12 protein-coding genes are annotated in these 15,335 nt (G+C 48.0%); 1 reads left to right on the top strand and 11 read right to left on the bottom strand.

The window, feature by feature from the left end; genetic code table 11:
• Window positions 1–27: 27 nt before the first annotated feature.
• The 8 genes from prfB to flaG all read right to left on the bottom strand — a co-directional run bounded on the left by prfB (window position 28) and on the right by flaG (window position 10,263).
• Window positions 28–1,129 (bottom strand): peptide chain release factor 2 gene (gene prfB, locus NST70_RS03970; protein WP_110134287.1). Its coding sequence is split into 2 segments (ribosomal slippage): window positions 28–1,056 and window positions 1,058–1,129, totalling 1,101 coding nucleotides; the frame shifts between segments, so codons are not numbered across the junction.
• Between the two features lie 90 nt (window positions 1,130–1,219).
• Entirely contained in the window at window positions 1,220–3,736 is a 2,517-nt protein-coding gene (gene secA / locus NST70_RS03965; protein WP_110133861.1) for a preprotein translocase subunit SecA, read from the bottom strand.
• A 532-nt stretch (window positions 3,737–4,268) separates the two neighbouring features.
• On the bottom strand, window positions 4,269–5,879 hold the full coding sequence (locus NST70_RS03960) for a gamma-glutamyltransferase family protein (RefSeq protein WP_185740927.1): 1,611 nt from the start codon (window positions 5,877–5,879) through the stop codon (window positions 4,269–4,271).
• A 311-nt stretch (window positions 5,880–6,190) separates the two neighbouring features.
• A complete protein-coding gene (gene raiA / locus NST70_RS03955; RefSeq protein ID WP_017551661.1) occupies window positions 6,191–6,754 on the bottom strand; it encodes a ribosome-associated translation inhibitor RaiA in 564 nt (187 codons plus the stop codon).
• Window positions 6,755–7,003: 249 nt separating this feature from the next.
• A complete protein-coding gene (locus NST70_RS03950; RefSeq protein WP_026104639.1) occupies window positions 7,004–7,351 on the bottom strand; it encodes a flagellar protein FliT in 348 nt (115 codons plus the stop codon).
• Window positions 7,348–7,752, bottom strand: a complete 405-nt coding sequence (fliS, locus tag NST70_RS03945; RefSeq protein WP_014095877.1) for a flagellar export chaperone FliS — start codon at window positions 7,750–7,752, stop codon at window positions 7,348–7,350. The genes NST70_RS03950 and fliS overlap by 4 nt, the downstream gene beginning before the upstream one ends.
• Window positions 7,753–7,773: 21 nt before the next feature.
• Window positions 7,774–9,882 carry a flagellar filament capping protein FliD gene (gene fliD, locus NST70_RS03940; RefSeq protein WP_061577062.1) on the bottom strand — a complete coding sequence of 703 codons (2,109 nt, stop codon included), beginning with the start codon at window positions 9,880–9,882 and terminating at the stop codon, window positions 7,774–7,776.
• 12 nt (window positions 9,883–9,894) lie between these two features.
• Window positions 9,895–10,263, bottom strand: coding sequence for a flagellar protein FlaG (gene flaG / locus NST70_RS03935; protein ID WP_017551657.1), 369 nt, complete (start codon window positions 10,261–10,263; stop codon window positions 9,895–9,897).
• Window positions 10,264–10,531: 268 nt separating this feature from the next.
• Here flaG and NST70_RS03930 point away from each other — a divergent pair, with 268 nt between their 5' ends.
• Entirely contained in the window at window positions 10,532–10,768 is a 237-nt protein-coding gene (locus NST70_RS03930; RefSeq protein WP_026684154.1) for a hypothetical protein, read from the top strand.
• Window positions 10,769–10,967: 199 nt separating this feature from the next.
• Here the strand turns inward: NST70_RS03930 and NST70_RS03925 are convergent, their stop codons facing one another.
• The 3 genes from NST70_RS03925 to NST70_RS03915 all read right to left on the bottom strand — a co-directional run bounded on the left by NST70_RS03925 (window position 10,968) and on the right by NST70_RS03915 (window position 15,263).
• The gene (locus tag NST70_RS03925) at window positions 10,968–11,549 is read right to left on the bottom strand and encodes a DNA-3-methyladenine glycosylase (protein WP_035182234.1); all 582 of its coding nucleotides are present in this window, start codon (window positions 11,547–11,549) and stop codon (window positions 10,968–10,970) included.
• A gap of 685 nt (window positions 11,550–12,234) precedes the next feature.
• Window positions 12,235–12,558, bottom strand: coding sequence for a hypothetical protein (locus NST70_RS03920; protein WP_225620970.1), 324 nt, complete (start codon window positions 12,556–12,558; stop codon window positions 12,235–12,237).
• Window positions 12,559–12,842: 284 nt separating this feature from the next.
• The gene (locus NST70_RS03915) at window positions 12,843–15,263 is read right to left on the bottom strand and encodes an ATP-binding protein (protein WP_035182240.1); all 2,421 of its coding nucleotides are present in this window, start codon (window positions 15,261–15,263) and stop codon (window positions 12,843–12,845) included.
• Window positions 15,264–15,335 lie beyond the last annotated feature (72 nt).

Raw genomic sequence — 15,335 nt, 5'->3', positions numbered from 1 at the left:
TCAATTTTTCAGAAAAACTTTTTCTCATTACGAAATATGCGCACGCAGGTAAGCGTCAATGAACGGATCAATTTCGCCATCCATCACCGCCTGGACATTCCCTGTTTCAACATTTGTGCGGTGATCTTTTACCATCGAATAGGGATGGAACACATAAGAACGAATTTGGCTGCCCCATCCGATCTCTTTCTGTTCACCGCGGATTTCTGCCAATTGTTTTTCTTTTTCTTCTACTTCTTTTTGGTACAATTTCGCTTTCAGCATTTTCATGGCTTGTTCGCGGTTCTGAATTTGCGAACGTTCCGATTGGCAGGAGACGACAATCCCGGTCGGAATATGGGTCATCCGGACAGCTGAAGATGTTTTGTTAATGTGCTGGCCGCCTGCACCACTTGCCCGGTATGTGTCGACACGCAAATCTTCCGGCCGGATTTCCACTTCAATATTGTCGTCTATTTCCGGCATCACTTCGCACGAGACGAACGATGTGTGGCGCCGGCCGGCTGCATCAAACGGCGAGATCCGGACAAGACGGTGAATGCCTTTTTCCGCTTTAAGATAACCATACGCATTATGCCCTTTGAAAAGAAGGGTGACACTTTTCACACCGGCTTCGTCGCCCGGGAGGTAATCAAGGGTTTCGACTTTAAAGCCTTTTTTCTCGCCCCAGCGTGTATACATTCTGAGCAGCATGGAACACCAGTCCTGGGATTCTGTACCGCCCGCGCCAGGGTGCAGTTCCAAAATCGCATTGTTCGCATCATACGGTCCGTTTAAAAGCAGCTGCAGCTCGTATTCATTTAATTTTTTCGTGAACGCTTCAAGCTCAGCCTCGAGCTCTTCTTTCAGTTCCGAGTCATTTTCTTCTTTGGCCAGTTCGTGCGTGACTTCGAGATCCTCCTGTTGCGACTCGAGTTCACGGTAGCCGTTTACCATTTCTTTTAAAGCATTGGATTCATTAATAATTTTTTGTGCTTCCTGCTGGTCGTCCCAAAAGTTCGGTTCCAGCATTCTTTCTTCCAGTTCAGCAATGCGAGTCTCTTTTTCTTCTAATTCAAAGAGACCCCCTGAAACCCGCTAATTTCTTAGCTGTATTTTCCAATTCCGCTCTAATTTCTGATAACTCCATTCCATTCACCTCATTAAATTTTTCTGCTGTTTTCCGCAAAAAAGAAGGGCGGCGTTTTGCCCCTCCTTTTTTGCGTATGCCTGCCTGATTTTAAGCCTCAAGCCGGCCGTGGCAGTTTTTATACTTTTTGCCGCTACCGCACGGGCAAGGGTCATTCCGGCCGATGCGCACTTTTTTGCGGACCGGTTTTTTCTTCACAGTTGTTTCTTCCCCGCCCGGCACGACAGCCTGGCCTTTTGCCACTTCCTGCCGCTCCAGATTGGTTTGGATTTCTGCTTTCATAATATATTTTGCCGTATCTTCCTCGATGGATGCAACCATATTTTCAAACATGGCAAAGCCTTCTGACTGGTATTCGCGTAGCGGGTCGATCTGGCCGTACGCGCGCAAGTGGATCCCTTCGCGGAGATGGTCCATCGCATCAATATGGTCGATCCATTTTGAGTCAACAGAGCGCAGCAAAATGACTTTTTCAAATTCGCGCATCTGTTCCGGCCCGAATGCTTCTTCTTTTTCATCATAGCGCATCTTCACTTTTGCCATGATCAAGTCAACCATTTCGTCCGGTTCTTTTCCGAGCAAGTCTTCCCGCGAGATGTCGCCTTCACGAAGCAGATTGGTCAAGACATAATCAACAATGCCCTGCAAGTTCCATTCTTCCTCATCTTCATGAAGCGGTGCATTAGCGTTGACAACGCGTTCTACGACCGAGCGGATCATTTTTTCAACGATTTCACGCAAATTATCCGCCGTCAGTACTTCATCGCGCTGCTTATAGATGATCTCACGCTGTTGCCGGAGGACATCATCATATTGGAGCAGTTGTTTCCGGGCGTCAAAGTTATTGCCTTCCACCCGTTTTTGTGCAGATTCAACGGCGCGCGACACCATTTTGCTCTGGATCGGCTGCGTATCATCCATGCCGAGCCGTTCCATCATGCTCTTCATATTATCCGATCCGAAACGACGCATCAGTTCATCTTCCATTGACAGATAAAACTGTGTGATCCCGGGATCTCCCTGGCGTCCGGAACGCCCGCGCAACTGGTTGTCGATCCGCCTTGATTCATGGCGTTCAGTTCCGATAACGGCAAGGCCGCCCAGTTCCACGACACCGTCGCCAAGCTTGATATCGGTACCGCGCCCGGCCATGTTGGTCGCGATCGTGACCGCGCCTTTTTGCCCGGCCTGTTTGATGATCTCCGCTTCACGCGCATGGTTTTTCGCGTTCAACACGTTATGCGGGACGCCTTTCTTTTTCAGCATTTGGGAAATCAATTCAGACGTTTCGATCGCAACCGTCCCGACAAGTATCGGCTGGCCGAGGTCGTGGCGTTGCTTAATATCCTCAACAACGGCTCTGAACTTGCCTTCCATCGTTTTGTAAATCAAATCCGGCCGGTCGTCGCGGATGATCGGTCGGTTTGTCGGGATCACGACAACACGCATGTTATAAATGTTGCGAAACTCTTCTTCTTCCGTTTTCGCCGTACCGGTCATCCCGGCCAGCTTCGCATACATCCGGAAATAGTTCTGGAATGTGATCGTGGCCATCGTCATGCTTTCGTTCTGGATCTCCACGCCCTCTTTTGCTTCAATCGCCTGATGGAGCCCTTCACTGAAACGGCGGCCTTTCATCAGGCGGCCGGTGAACTGGTCGACGATGATGATTTCCCCGTCCTGCACAACATAGTCGACATCCCGGTGCATCGCAACATTGGCTTTCAGCGCCTGGTTAATATGGTGGTTGATTGTCACATTGCGGATATCGTACAGGTTGTCGATATGAAAATATTTTTCGGCTTTCGTGATGCCATCTTCCGTCAGCAGTACGCTCTTCGTTTTCACGTCATAAGTGTAATCTTTTTCTTTTTCCAATGTACGCACAAATGCGTTCGCTTGTGTATACAGTGCCGTCGATTTTTCGGCTTGTCCGGAAATAATAAGCGGCGTCCGCGCTTCATCGATTAAAATCGAGTCGACTTCATCGATGACCGCAAAATAAAGCGGCCGCTGCACTTTTTGTTCTTGGTAGAGCACCATATTGTCGCGCAAATAATCGAAGCCGAATTCATTGTTCGTCCCGTATGTGATATCTGCTGCATATGCGGCCTGTTTTTCTTCGTTCGACATATTGGTTAAATTCAGGCCGACAGTAAGCCCAAGAAATTGGTACAGCTTGCCCATTTCCTCGGCATCCCGCTTCGCCAAGTATTCGTTCACTGTGACGACATGGACGCCTTTTCCGGACAGGGCGTTCAAATAAACCGGCATCGTCGCGGTCAGCGTTTTTCCTTCACCGGTTTTCATTTCGGCAATATTTCCTTCATGGAGCGTAATACCGCCCATCAGCTGGACATGATAAGGATAAAGCCCGAGCACACGTCTGGCGCCTTCCCGGACAACCGCAAAAGCTTCCACAAGCAGGTCATCAAGGCTCTCGCCGTTTTGGTAACGCTGCTTAAACTCTTCCGTCTTGTCGCGCAGCTGCTCATCCGACAGCTTTTCCATATCCGACGCCAATTCCTCAATCTGGTTTGCGATCTTCTCAAGATGTTTCAGTTCACGTTTGTTGGCATCAAAAACTTTGTCCAAAAAAGCCACCATTCAAAACGCTCCTTTATTTCAGTATCAAAACAGGACTTTTCGGCCCTATCGTTGTAATTGCCATGATTTTTAAATTTTAATTATAGCACAGTTTCTTTTCTGCGTCTCTTTTTTCGCGGGGTTTTCCCGGCCGTGTCAAACCAGAGTTTCCATGCTTTTTGAGGAAAATTCCGATGATACAGCCCCGGATGCGGCCGGGTGCGTGTATTTTGTTTCCTGAAATATACCTTATTGTATTTTAACACTGAAACAGAGCGCATACAACAAAAGAACCCGGGGTGGGCAGCAGGCCCGGGCGGAAGAGACCGGATTGAGGGTGCTGCCGGTGCTTAAGGCTATATAAAATGAACAAAATATTGCTGCGCTGTTGCCTGCTGTAAAAAGACATCGTGCCCGGACTTGATGCAAATGGTTAGATTCCTTTTACATGGTCGGACAACCGATTCCGGCTTTTCCGGTTTGGAATGTTCAGGCCACTGTGCTGAATAAAATTGAAGCGGCGCGCGCACTCATTTAAAATTAGAAAAGCGTTTTACCAGGCCGCAACCATGCCGTCCGCACGCGATTCCGTGCCGCCCATCAGTACGCCCGTGTCCGGATTCCGCCAGATGATCTGACCGCGGCCGAAACCTCCCGTATCCGCAGCCACTTGAACATCATGCCCTTTTCGAATCAGCCCTTGCACAAGGTGATTCGGAAAATGGGGTTCCACCAGCACTTTTTTCCCTTCCGTCCATTGCCATCTCGGGGCATCCAGCGCCTGCTGCGGATGAAGATGAAAATCAATCGTGTTCATGATCACTTGGAAGTGGCCCTGTGGCTGCATATAGCCACCCATTACGCCAAACGGCCCGACAGCTTCCCCGTCTTTTGTTAAAAAGCCGGGAATAATCGTATGATACGTCTTTTTCCCGGCTTTCAATGCATTCACATGCGTTTCATCCAAAGAAAAATCATGCCCCCGATTTTGCAAGGCAATGCCTGTGCCCGGAACGACAATACCGGAGCCGAATCCCATATAATTGCTTTGGATATAAGAAACCATATTTCCTTCCCCGTCCGCCGCCGCCAAATAGACAGTGCCGCTCTTTGGCAGTTCATACGGTTCCGGATCCAGCGCCAGATCCCCGATCAACCTGCGCCGGTTTGCAGCATAGCCTTCCGAAAGCAAATGTGCAATGTCCGCCTGCATTTCCCCGGCATCTGTAATGAACGCTTTACCGTCCGTAAAAGCGAGTTTCATTGCCTCAATTTGTTTATGATAGGTATCCACGCAGTCTTTTTCACGGAATTCAAATCCGCGCGCAATATTGAGCGCCATCAACGCAACAAGCCCCTGGCCGTTCGGCGGCATTTCCCACACCTCATAGCCGCGGTAGCTGGTGGAAATCGGCTCCACCCATTCGGGATGATAGGCTTCCAAATCTTCCCTGCTTAAAAAACCGCCCCATTTCCGGATGAAGGCACTGATTTTTTCTGCAAGCGGCCCCCTGTAAAAACTTTCTGCTTTCGTTTCCGCAATTTCCTTCAATGCCGCGGCATGCCCGGGCGATTTCCACACTTCTCCTATTGCAGGCACCGTGCCGTCCGGCGCAAACGTGTCAAACCATGGCCGGAACATTTCTTCTTTAAAAATCGTTTGAAAACGGCGGAATGCCCTTTCCCAGTATTTTCCCAAAACCGGAGACAGCGGGTACCCTTCTTCCGCATACCGGATTGCCGGTTGCAGAACGTCTGTCAGAGGGAGCCGACCGAATTTTTCCGATAGAGCCGCCCATGCTGCCGGCGCGCCCGGCACCGTAATCGGGACCACACCATAAGCCGGCATTTTTTCATACCCCTGTTTTTTCACAGCCTCAATGGAAATCGACTGCGGGGCAGGTCCGCTTGCATTTAAACCATGCAGCTTCCCGCCCGTCCAAACCATGGCGAATGCATCTGAACCGATGCCGTTCGAAGCCGGTTCCACGACCGTTAAGGCGGCGGCTGCGGCAATAGCGGCATCAATCGCATTGCCGCCTTTTTGTAAAGCTTCAAGGCCGGCCTGGGCAGCTAACGGCTGTGAAGTGGCAACCATTCCTTTTTTGGCAAAAATGGTATTTCTGGTGGATACATAAGGATGATACAAGTAATCCAGGTTCATCATTTTCCCCCCTCGTATAAAATGCACTCTTTTTTCCTGTTCGCAAGTGTAGGCCTTGCCGGCTGCTCGTCCGCTCCGGTTTTCAGTCTGTCATCCGGGCTTTTCTCCTGCCTACCTTGCCATTTTCTTTATCCCTAAACCTATGCGCCGGCTGATTTTCATCCTTCTGCCGACGCCGCGTTCCTTTTCGGCTTGCGTTGTTTGCTTAAAAACCGCCCCCGGCTTTACCGGGCCCGTTTTGCATTCACCGGATGGGCCCACGCTGCAAAAGCACCCGCGGATTCACCGCGGGTGCTTGTTTCGTCCGTTCCTTATTTTGTTTCAATCAGCCCGTATTTGCCGTCTTTGCGGCGATATACGATGTTCGTATGATTTGTTTCCGCATCGGTGTAAATGAAGAAGTTATGGCCCAGAAGGTTCATTTGCAGCACTGCTTCTTCACTGTCCATCGGTTTTAAGTTAAAATGTTTGGTCCGCACAATTTGCAGTTCTGAGTCTTCTTCTTTCCTGGCTTGTTTTTCTTTAAGTCCGGTGTCCTGAGTAGTGAACAGTTCCCTCGTGCTTCCTTTTTCGCGCAGTTTCCGGTTTACTTTTGTTTTATGTTTGCGGATTTGCCGCTCCAATTTGTCAGCAATCAGGTCAATTGCCGCATACATATCCTCATTGGTTTCTTCCGCACGCAATACAACCTGCGGCATCGGAATCGTAATTTCCACTTTGGAAGTTTTATCCGGATTGACTTTAAGTTTTACATTGACGGAAGTGTCTGGCGTTTCTACGAAATACCGATCCAACTTGTTCACTTTTTTCTCAATATAATCCCGAATCGCCGGAGTTACCTCAATGTTTTCGCCACGAATGTTGTAGTTCATCATGTGGACCCCTCCTCATAACTGGCAGCCCCTTGCATACCGCGGTATGCTCGTACTTTCACTTTGAACAGTGAAAGCGCTGCCTTCTCTAATAATCTTACACTTATATATTTACACATTGCCTGTCTAAATTCCTTCTTTTTTGGCGAATTTTTCTTAGAAATATTTGTCATCCCCCTCCGATGGTGCTGTAAAAAGCAGTTTACACGGCTTTCCCTGAAAAAAAAAGAAGTTCTGCATTGATCAGAACTCCTATCTTTTCCGGTCATAAAACCTTCCATCATTTAACTGCAGGGACTGGTACGGATTAATATACTGCTTCATGGACGTTTTCTTTTTCGCAGCTTGTTGGATGTCGCTCCGGATGCCGGACAGCGTTTCCTGCATCAGGGGCTTCAATTGTTTGTCAAGATCCATGATTTTTCTTCCAAGCAATTGCGCTTCAGCGGAAAAAGGCGGTTTCATGGCAGCAAGCAGCGCGCCGCGTCGGTCAAGGAGCCGGTGGACGTTTTGGATCAAGGTATCCCTCGGCTGCTCTTTATGAAATTCCGAAAGCAGCGCTTCCGTTAGCTCCAGGCAGGCGGCTAGATCGCCCATCATACTTTGCCGCCTTGCCCGTATGTTTGCCGGCGGTTCGCCTGGATGACCTGCTTCCAGGTGTCGCGGAAACCCGTTACCAACTCTTCCGCTGTATCGAGTTTTGACATATCATTTTTCACATTGGCCTGGATCAGTTCGCGCAGGATAAAATCGTAAAGGGAAAGCATCTTTTCTGCATCTTCAAATTTGCCCGTATCGAGCGTCATCATCAATTCACGGATGATGTTTTGCGCTTTTTGGATGTTTTTATTTTTTTCTTCAAAATTTTTGTTTTCAATGGCTTTTTTCGCCAAATGGATAAACTTCAGGCAGCCATTGTACAGCATCAATGTCAGCTCGCCCGGCGATGCGGTTGCAATCGAGTTGTTCTGATACGCCTGGTATGGATTACGTGTTGCCATTTGCGGCCCCTCCTTTAACTATTACTGACTGAAAAAGCTGGATAAATAAGTATATTGGCTGTTATATTTTTGGATCGCTTGCTCCATCGCTGTAAACTGCGCATAATAACGGTCTTCAAGCTTGTCCAGTTTGTCATTCATGTCACTAATTTTATCCGTCAAATCGTTGATGTTTTTCCCAATCGTGAACTGGGTGTTCACATAAGTGGACTTTCCGGCTTTGTCAACGATCGTGTTATACGTTTGATTGACGCTGTCGTACAGCCTTTGGACAATGCCTTTTTCCGATGTTGTGCTACCGGACGCGCGAAACAGGAGTTCAACCGAATCCGGATCGTTTTGGATCGCAGCCTTCAGCTTGTCTTCATCAATTTCCAGCTTGCCGCCTTCCAGCCAGTCGGAAGTTGTCGTGATGCCGATGCTTGATAATTGGCTGTATTCGGATGAAATATTGGCGTTATTTACTTTTGAATAAATCAATGACCGCATGTTCGACAGGGAACTTTTCAGCGTCATATCATTCCTTAAAAGGCCGCTTCTCGCTTTTTTATCCCATTGGTCCTGCTGCGTGTCCGTCAATTCCTTGCGTTGGTCGTCCGTAAGCGGCGCATAATCCGGGTAGCGGTCTTCATTCAGCTTCGACTGCACGGCATCAATCAGGCTGTTATACTGGTCCACAAAATCTTTAATGTTTTTGAAAATGGTGTCCGTATCGTTAGAGACCGTAACCGTGACGGGTGTATCAAATTTGCTTTTAAGGGTGTACGTTACGCCGTTGATGGCGAACGTGTTGGACGTACGTTCTGTTTCCAGGCCGTTCATCGTAAATTTTGCATTCTCACCGCCGGATTCTTTGCTGCCATTAAACTGCAATGTTTGATTTAAGAAATCATTGCCAGACCCGCCAATGATGATTTCATCACCGTCTTTGTTAAGGTCTCCAGTCGATTTTCTCGTGAGCGAAACCCTGTCCGCATTTGCGTCATAGTACATGCCGATCCCAAGTGTCGAATGGTTGTTTACATCTGCCATGACAGTATTTAAAGAATCCGTGCCATCAATATAAAAAGTCGCTTTATTTATACTTCCGTCTTCATTATAACTTCCGAGCGACATGGTGGCATATTTTGATGAATAAGTGACGGAAATTGTGTTGCTTTCTCCGCTTAATACAGCTGAATCCGTAAACGTAATCAGACCGGTTGAAGCATCCAGCGTACCGATCGGACTGCTTTTTCCTGTATCGGATTCTGCGTACAGTTTGTCGTTTTCGAGCACATAGTTTGTATTGTTGATTTTTAAGCTGAACGCCTGATCTCCGCCCGCATCCGTTGCGATCAAGCCATGCCCCAGCTGCATCGTTGCCGTACCCTGGGCCAATGTTTTTGTTTCTGTCACCGCCCCCGCTACATACTCCACATTGATGCTGGATCCCGAAGATACCGCGCTGTCAAATGTCAACACGCCGCTTTCCGCGTTATAAACGGCATAATTGCCTTTTTCATTGTCAGGAATATTGCTTTTATCATTTACAACCTGATAGGTTTTGCCATTGACCTTCACATTCATAGCATAATAGGTAATACCGTCCGTCGTGGTTGAAACAGGCGGATTGGACAGTTTGACCGATGCCGTCGCATCCCCGTCTCCTGAAAAAGACTGGGAGACCACGACCCCGTTGTTCCAAGTAATGCCGTTTAAAAAGTTCCCGGTCTGGCTGTAAAGGCTTGCGTCCGCTTTGATTTTGGCACCGGATTTGGAAATCGTTGTTGCCGTTTCAGATCCTGATCCGCTGATTTTTGTCGCAGCCGTTGCCAGTTGCGTAACGCTTTGGATGGTTGCAGATCCGAGTGCAGCATTATTTGCCGCAGTGGCCGTCACATTATTTTCGTTTGACGAGGTTGTCGTACGCACCCTGTACTTGGTTGTCAATTTCATGTTGGACAGCGTGGAGCGGAAGTCAAAATATTTTTGGTTCAGCGTCCGGTAGTCTTCTTCCTGCCACTCCAAAATTTGCTTTTGCTGCTGCAGTTTGACCAAAGGCTGTTTTGCCGCGGTCATCATTTTTTCGACAATGGAATCGATGTCCATGCCGCTCGCAAGCCCTGTGATTCTTTGTATGGATGTCATTCAATTCCCTCCTTATACCTTTTCATCGGCCAGAATCCCGACATGGTGCAGCATATCGGCATACGTATCCAAAATCCTTTTCGGCGGAATTTCTTTAATCACCTGGTCCGTCTTGTCGTCGACAATCGTAACATAATATTCTTTCAGCTGGTCATGAAATTGAAATTTTAAATGGGTGGATGATCCGGACAAGAAATGGTTCAGCTGGTCCACCGCTTTTTTCACTTTTTCTTTCGTTTCTTCATTGGCGGGAAGGCTTTGTTCCCTGTTTTCTTTTGTCACAATTGGCCTGGCCTGATCCGCCTCGGTTGCCTTTTGTGCCTGCGGTGTGCTGTTTGCAAGAGGCGGATGCGCAGCCTGCCACTGCGTCGCTCCAATCATAGCAAGTATCTCCTTATTTTCCGGCGTGTCCCGCCCCTTGTTTCATGGCGGAACAAAACCGCTTTTTTGTCTACTATTTGTATCGGATATTTCCAGCCGTTTTTAACATCCGCCGCTTTAAAATTTCACGTTGGCGAATGCCTTACTTGAGCCGCACGGGGGATGCAGCGCAAATTTTTGGGATAAAAGGCAGATACCCATACAGACACCGGTTTTTTCACATATGCTTTATCGTACAAAAAATAATGGGGTTGAGGAGGAAAAAACTTTGAATACAGATTATCAGGGAGTTCCTTATTATGAAACATTTCACCAGGAAGATGTAAGATTGCGGCCGTGGGGTTTCCGGCCATGGGGATTCCGGCCATGGGGATTCAGACCGTGGGGATTCGGTTTCGGCCCGTTCCTTGGAGGGTTTGCAGGCGGCCTAGCAACATCGGCATTGCTCGGACCGGCTTTTTACGGCGGATACGGCTTCCCGTACGGCTACGGGTTTTTCTGGTAGACTGGCGAAAGAGGCCGGCTTATCCCAATTTTGCCGGCCTCCATTAAAAAATAGAAAAACGGATCATTTGCTCGTTTGAATAAGCGATGATCGTAGGACCCAGGGGATGAGAAAAATCCGCTTTCATAAAATCGTTCGGCACCGGCTACATGCCGGTGTTTTTTCTCTTCGGCACTTTCTTCACGCACCACCCTACCGTTTACGCCCTCCTCGATACATAACGGTTTTCTTTTATCCAGAACCGGTACGGGTAATGTTTGGCTTCATCGGTGTTGTCGATCCCGATGCGCGGGCCGGTTTCGATTTGTTCCGGTTCGTATCCTTCCGCAATAAAGAGCGGGCGTTCGTAAAATACGCGCCCGTAGTCTTCCATTGTAATGCCGAGCGCTTTCGCCAATTTCCCCGGACCGTTTGTAAGCTGCTTTGCTTCCTTGACTTTCCGACGGGCAAACATCAGCTCCGTTCCCATAAAAGGTTCCAAGGCGCGGATCAGGATGGCTTCCGGAGTACCTTCCCGGCCGCTGACGACATTCACGAGGCAATGGGTATGCATTTGGTATGTATACACGTGGCCCGGGCCATGGTACATGATTTCCGTTCTTTTCGTCCGCCGGTTTCCATAACTGTGCGCGGCCCTGTCCGATGCACCCATGTATGCTTCCGTTTCGACAATAAAACCGGCCGCCGTTCCTTCTTCCGTCTCTTTGACGAGCAGGCAACCGAGAAGGGCACGTGCCAGCTCCAACGTATCTTTTTTAAAAAAATCCGCCGGTAAAGGCATAAGCAACGGGGTTTTTCTCACCTGAATGCCTCCTTTCTATCTGGGGCGCTACTTTCCGTACAGTCATGATACCCGGCAAAGGGCACTTTAACTCCATATCCTATAGTATCCAGCCAAAAAGCATCTTTCCGTGCAGTAAAGGATCTTTCATGCGCTTAAACATGCATTTTTCGACAGCGGTTTCGCCGAGCATAAGCGAAAACCGGAATGAACACTCTTTCTATGCAATGAACGTTTGACATCCCGAACGCTTCGAAGGCCCCTTTCTTCCCACCCATTCTGAAGCCGGAGACAAAAACATCTTTCCATTCAGCAATGGTTCCTTCGTATTTTTAAACATACCTTGCCACGATAACGGTTACGTGCAATACGAACGGAAACCGGAATGAAAATCTTTCCCATGAAATGGCAACAATGGATATCCCGCACGCTTTTAAAAAAACCCCCACCACCGATAACGGCTACGCTGCTGCGATTGCGGAATCCGGAACCAAACGCATCTTTCCATCCAGCAATGGTTCCTTCGTTTTAAAACCTATACACCGTTCCCTTATTATAAACCGAAATGGAAAAATGTTTTCCATTCAAAGCTTCCTTTGCACATTCAAAAAATGGATCTTCCCTGCCACGATAACGGTTACGTTACAGCAGTTACCAGAGACGGGGAAAAGGCATCCATCTCAATTCAATGATAACGATTGATATCCCTTTTTCCGCTTTGTTCGAGGCGTGCGACTAATGCGGTTAAAATGTATTTCACATAAGCCAGCACGCTCGAACGGCGCTCGCGGATGATGTTAAGCTGTTGGATAAAATCGAGTATACTTTCCCTGCTCATATTGCGGACAAGCAAATCGATTGCTTGCTCGATTGTCAATTCCCGGTGCCTGTCTTTGCTTGTCTGCACTTCAATCGATTCAAACGAATGCATGAAAGAGTGGAGAATTCCTCTGATTTGATTCTCACTCAACGGAATTTTTTTTAAATCTTCACTTGATGTTTTGCTCAATTTCAAACTCAAATCCTTTCTACACGACTATGCAGATGCCGGGCTGCACGCTCTGTATCTTTTTTTGCATTGCCACAGCAGCGCCCCCCCCTTCCCCCTTTATGCAATACGGATTTGAAACGATTAAAAACGGGATGATGAAAATTTTTCACATTTGCCTGTTTTATTATTATAACCGCAAAGGAAGGAAGCATTATAGAGCGTAAAACGGAAATGATACTTTCAGACTAGTTCTTGCCGAAAAATTATAATAAAGGCGGGCTCTCTTTGCCCGCCAGATTACATTATTGTTTCGTTTCTTTTACAGATTCATACATTTTTTGAAAACGGGCTTCCACTTTTGCAAAAATGGTGCCGTCCGGGAAGCGGTCTCCTGAAGTGCGTTCTGCTCCCGCGCTTTCGCCGGTTAAAATTTCAATCCCTTCCGAAATATGGCGAACAGCCCATATGTGGAATTGGCCGGTTTTTACGGCATCCACGACTTCATCATGCAGCATCAAATTGCAAATATTTTGCTGCGGAATAATGACGCCCTGGCGCCCTGTCAGCCCGCGATCTTTGCAAATGGCGAAAAAGCCTTCTATTTTTTCATTTACACCGCCGATCGGTTGAATCTCGCCCCACTGGTTCACTGAACCGGTAACGGCAATGCCCTGTTTGATCGGTACTCCGGCAAGCGATGAAAGAAGCACATACAATTCGGTACTGGAAGCGCTGTCCCCATCAATAAGCGAATACGTCTGTTCAAATGTGATGCTTGCCGAAAGCGGGATCGGCTTGTTTTTTGCAAACATGCCGGATAAAAATCCGGTTAAAATGAGCAGCCCTTTGTTATGAATCTGTCCGCTTAAAGAGGTTTCCCGTTCAATGTTCATAATGCCGCTTTTCCCGACAAACGTTTGCGCCGTAATTTTTGTCGGAATGCCGAATGTTGCATCCCTTGTCCCCATCACAGCCAGGCCGTTAATTTGGCCCACCCGTTCACCGTCCGTATCCACCATAATCGTCCCGTTATGGATCATTTCACGGTATTGCTCGGAAATATGGTTCGTCCGGTTTGCCTGCTCTTCCAACGCTTTGCGGATATGATGGCTGTCTACAAAGGGGCTCCCTTCTTTTTTCGCCCAGTAACCCGATTCGACGAGGATTTTTGTCAGGTCCTGGAAACGCGCTGTCAGCTTTTCCTGTTCCTCGGCAAGGCGCGCACTGTGGTCAATGATTTTCGCAACAGCACGCCGGTGGAACGGGAGAAGATTTTTCCGATCCGCATAGCTTTTGATAAAATAAGCCATTTTCCTGCGGTTTTCCGCATCCCGCTTCATCACCGTGTCAAACTCGACTTTCACTTTAAACAGCTTATGGAAATCTTCATCCACCCTTGATAACAAATCGTATAAATAGTAAGACCCGATGATGATCACTTTGATATTGAGCGGGACGGGCTCAGGCTTAAGGCCGCTCGTCGGGAAAGCGCCCCTTTCGGCAAACGGGTCTTCAATCTGGATTTTCCCCGTTTGTAGCGCGCGTTTTAAAAGGGTCCATGCATACGGCTGTGAAAGCAGTTCAGCAGCCTGCAAAATCAAATAGCCCCCGTTTGCCAGATGGATTGCGCCCGGTTTGACGAGCGTAAAATTGGTTGTCCAGCTGCCGAACGCGCCGCGGTACTCGATTTTTCCGAATAAGTTTTGGTACGTCGGGTTCGTTTCATAGATGACAGGCGCACCCTGTCCGTTTTTATGGCTGACAAGGAGATTGACGGCATAGCGTTGGAGCTGCTGTTCTTTGCTGCCGGTTAACGCCTGAACGACGGCATTTCCTTCTTCCTGGTCGGTTAAAAACAGCGAAAAATGCTCGACAACATCATGGTTGTATTCTTCAAGATAGCGGAGAACTTTTGGAAAATCACGGTAAGCTTCTTTTAGCGGCTGGAACAGGCCTTCAATTGTAAAAGCAGCCGTCTCTTTATGAAAACGATCGAGATTTTTCCGGAGCTGTTCTTCAATTTTCCGGATCTGGTACACCGTTTCATTGATTTTTTCCTCAAGCTGTTTTTCCCGTTCTTTCAATTTTTCTTTGTTAGCATCGGAAAGCCGTTCGTATTCTTCTTTTTCCATCGGCCGGCCGAAAAAAAGCGGAAGGGTTTGAATGCCGGCCGGGGTCCGTTCCAATTTAAAATTCAGCCCGGACGCGAACGTTTCCGTTTCTTTCCAAAGTGCCTCAACCTGGCTTTGCGACGCGTCAATGATATTCCGCTTCTTCTTTTCCGTTTCTTCATTTGAAAAAGTGGCGCGGAGTTCCCGTTCAATATCAATCAAAAGGGTTTCCATCTTGCGTTGAAAACGGAGACCGCTTCCAGCCGGCAAATTGATGACAAGCGGCCGGTCCGGATTTTCAAAATTGTTGACATAACACCAGTCATCCGGCACAGGCTGTTCGGATGCGAGCTTTTCGACACTGTGTTGCGTATACGTCATTCTCCCCGTCCCGGACGGCCCGACGACGAATAAATTGTAACCGGACTGCTCGACAGACAAACCGAAATCCATCGCCTGTTCCGCCCGCTGTTGCCCGATCATTTCATTCGGCAGCGTTTCCAACTCATCTGTCGTTTCAAACGGAAACTCGTCCGGGTTGCATTCCGAACGTAAGGATGAGACAGGCACACGGTGTACGGATAAAACTGTTTCATATTCTTCCTGATTCATTGCAATCCCTCCCAATATAGGCAATGCTCTTCCTGTAGCATTTCGACATTTTTTTCGGAATTCCTGCAAAAT

Source organism: Weizmannia sp. FSL K6-0777, from assembly GCF_038593185.1.
GTDB lineage: Bacteria > Bacillota > Bacilli > Bacillales > Bacillaceae_C > Weizmannia > Weizmannia faecalis.
Note: the sequence above shows the minus strand (reverse complement) of the source record. Positions and strands in the feature narration are given on the sequence as shown.

Bases quoted from the DNA above. Each gene is read 5' to 3' on its own strand.
- secA (WP_110133861.1), bottom strand. From the start codon at position 3,736: ATGGTGGCTTTTTTGGACAAAGTTTTTGATGCCAACAAACGTGAACTG.
- NST70_RS03960 (WP_185740927.1), bottom strand. From the start codon at position 5,879: ATGAACCTGGATTACTTGTATCATCCTTATGTATCCACCAGAAATACC.
- raiA (WP_017551661.1), bottom strand. From the start codon at position 6,754: ATGATGAACTACAACATTCGTGGCGAAAACATTGAGGTAACTCCGGCG.
- NST70_RS03950 (WP_026104639.1), bottom strand. From the start codon at position 7,351: ATGATGGGCGATCTAGCCGCCTGCCTGGAGCTAACGGAAGCGCTGCTT.
- fliS (WP_014095877.1), bottom strand. From the start codon at position 7,752: ATGGCAACACGTAATCCATACCAGGCGTATCAGAACAACTCGATTGCA.
- fliD (WP_061577062.1), bottom strand. From the start codon at position 9,882: ATGACATCCATACAAAGAATCACAGGGCTTGCGAGCGGCATGGACATC.
- flaG (WP_017551657.1), bottom strand. From the start codon at position 10,263: ATGATTGGAGCGACGCAGTGGCAGGCTGCGCATCCGCCTCTTGCAAAC.
- NST70_RS03925 (WP_035182234.1), bottom strand. From the start codon at position 11,549: ATGCCTTTACCGGCGGATTTTTTTAAAAAAGATACGTTGGAGCTGGCA.
- NST70_RS03915 (WP_035182240.1), bottom strand. From the start codon at position 15,263: ATGAATCAGGAAGAATATGAAACAGTTTTATCCGTACACCGTGTGCCT.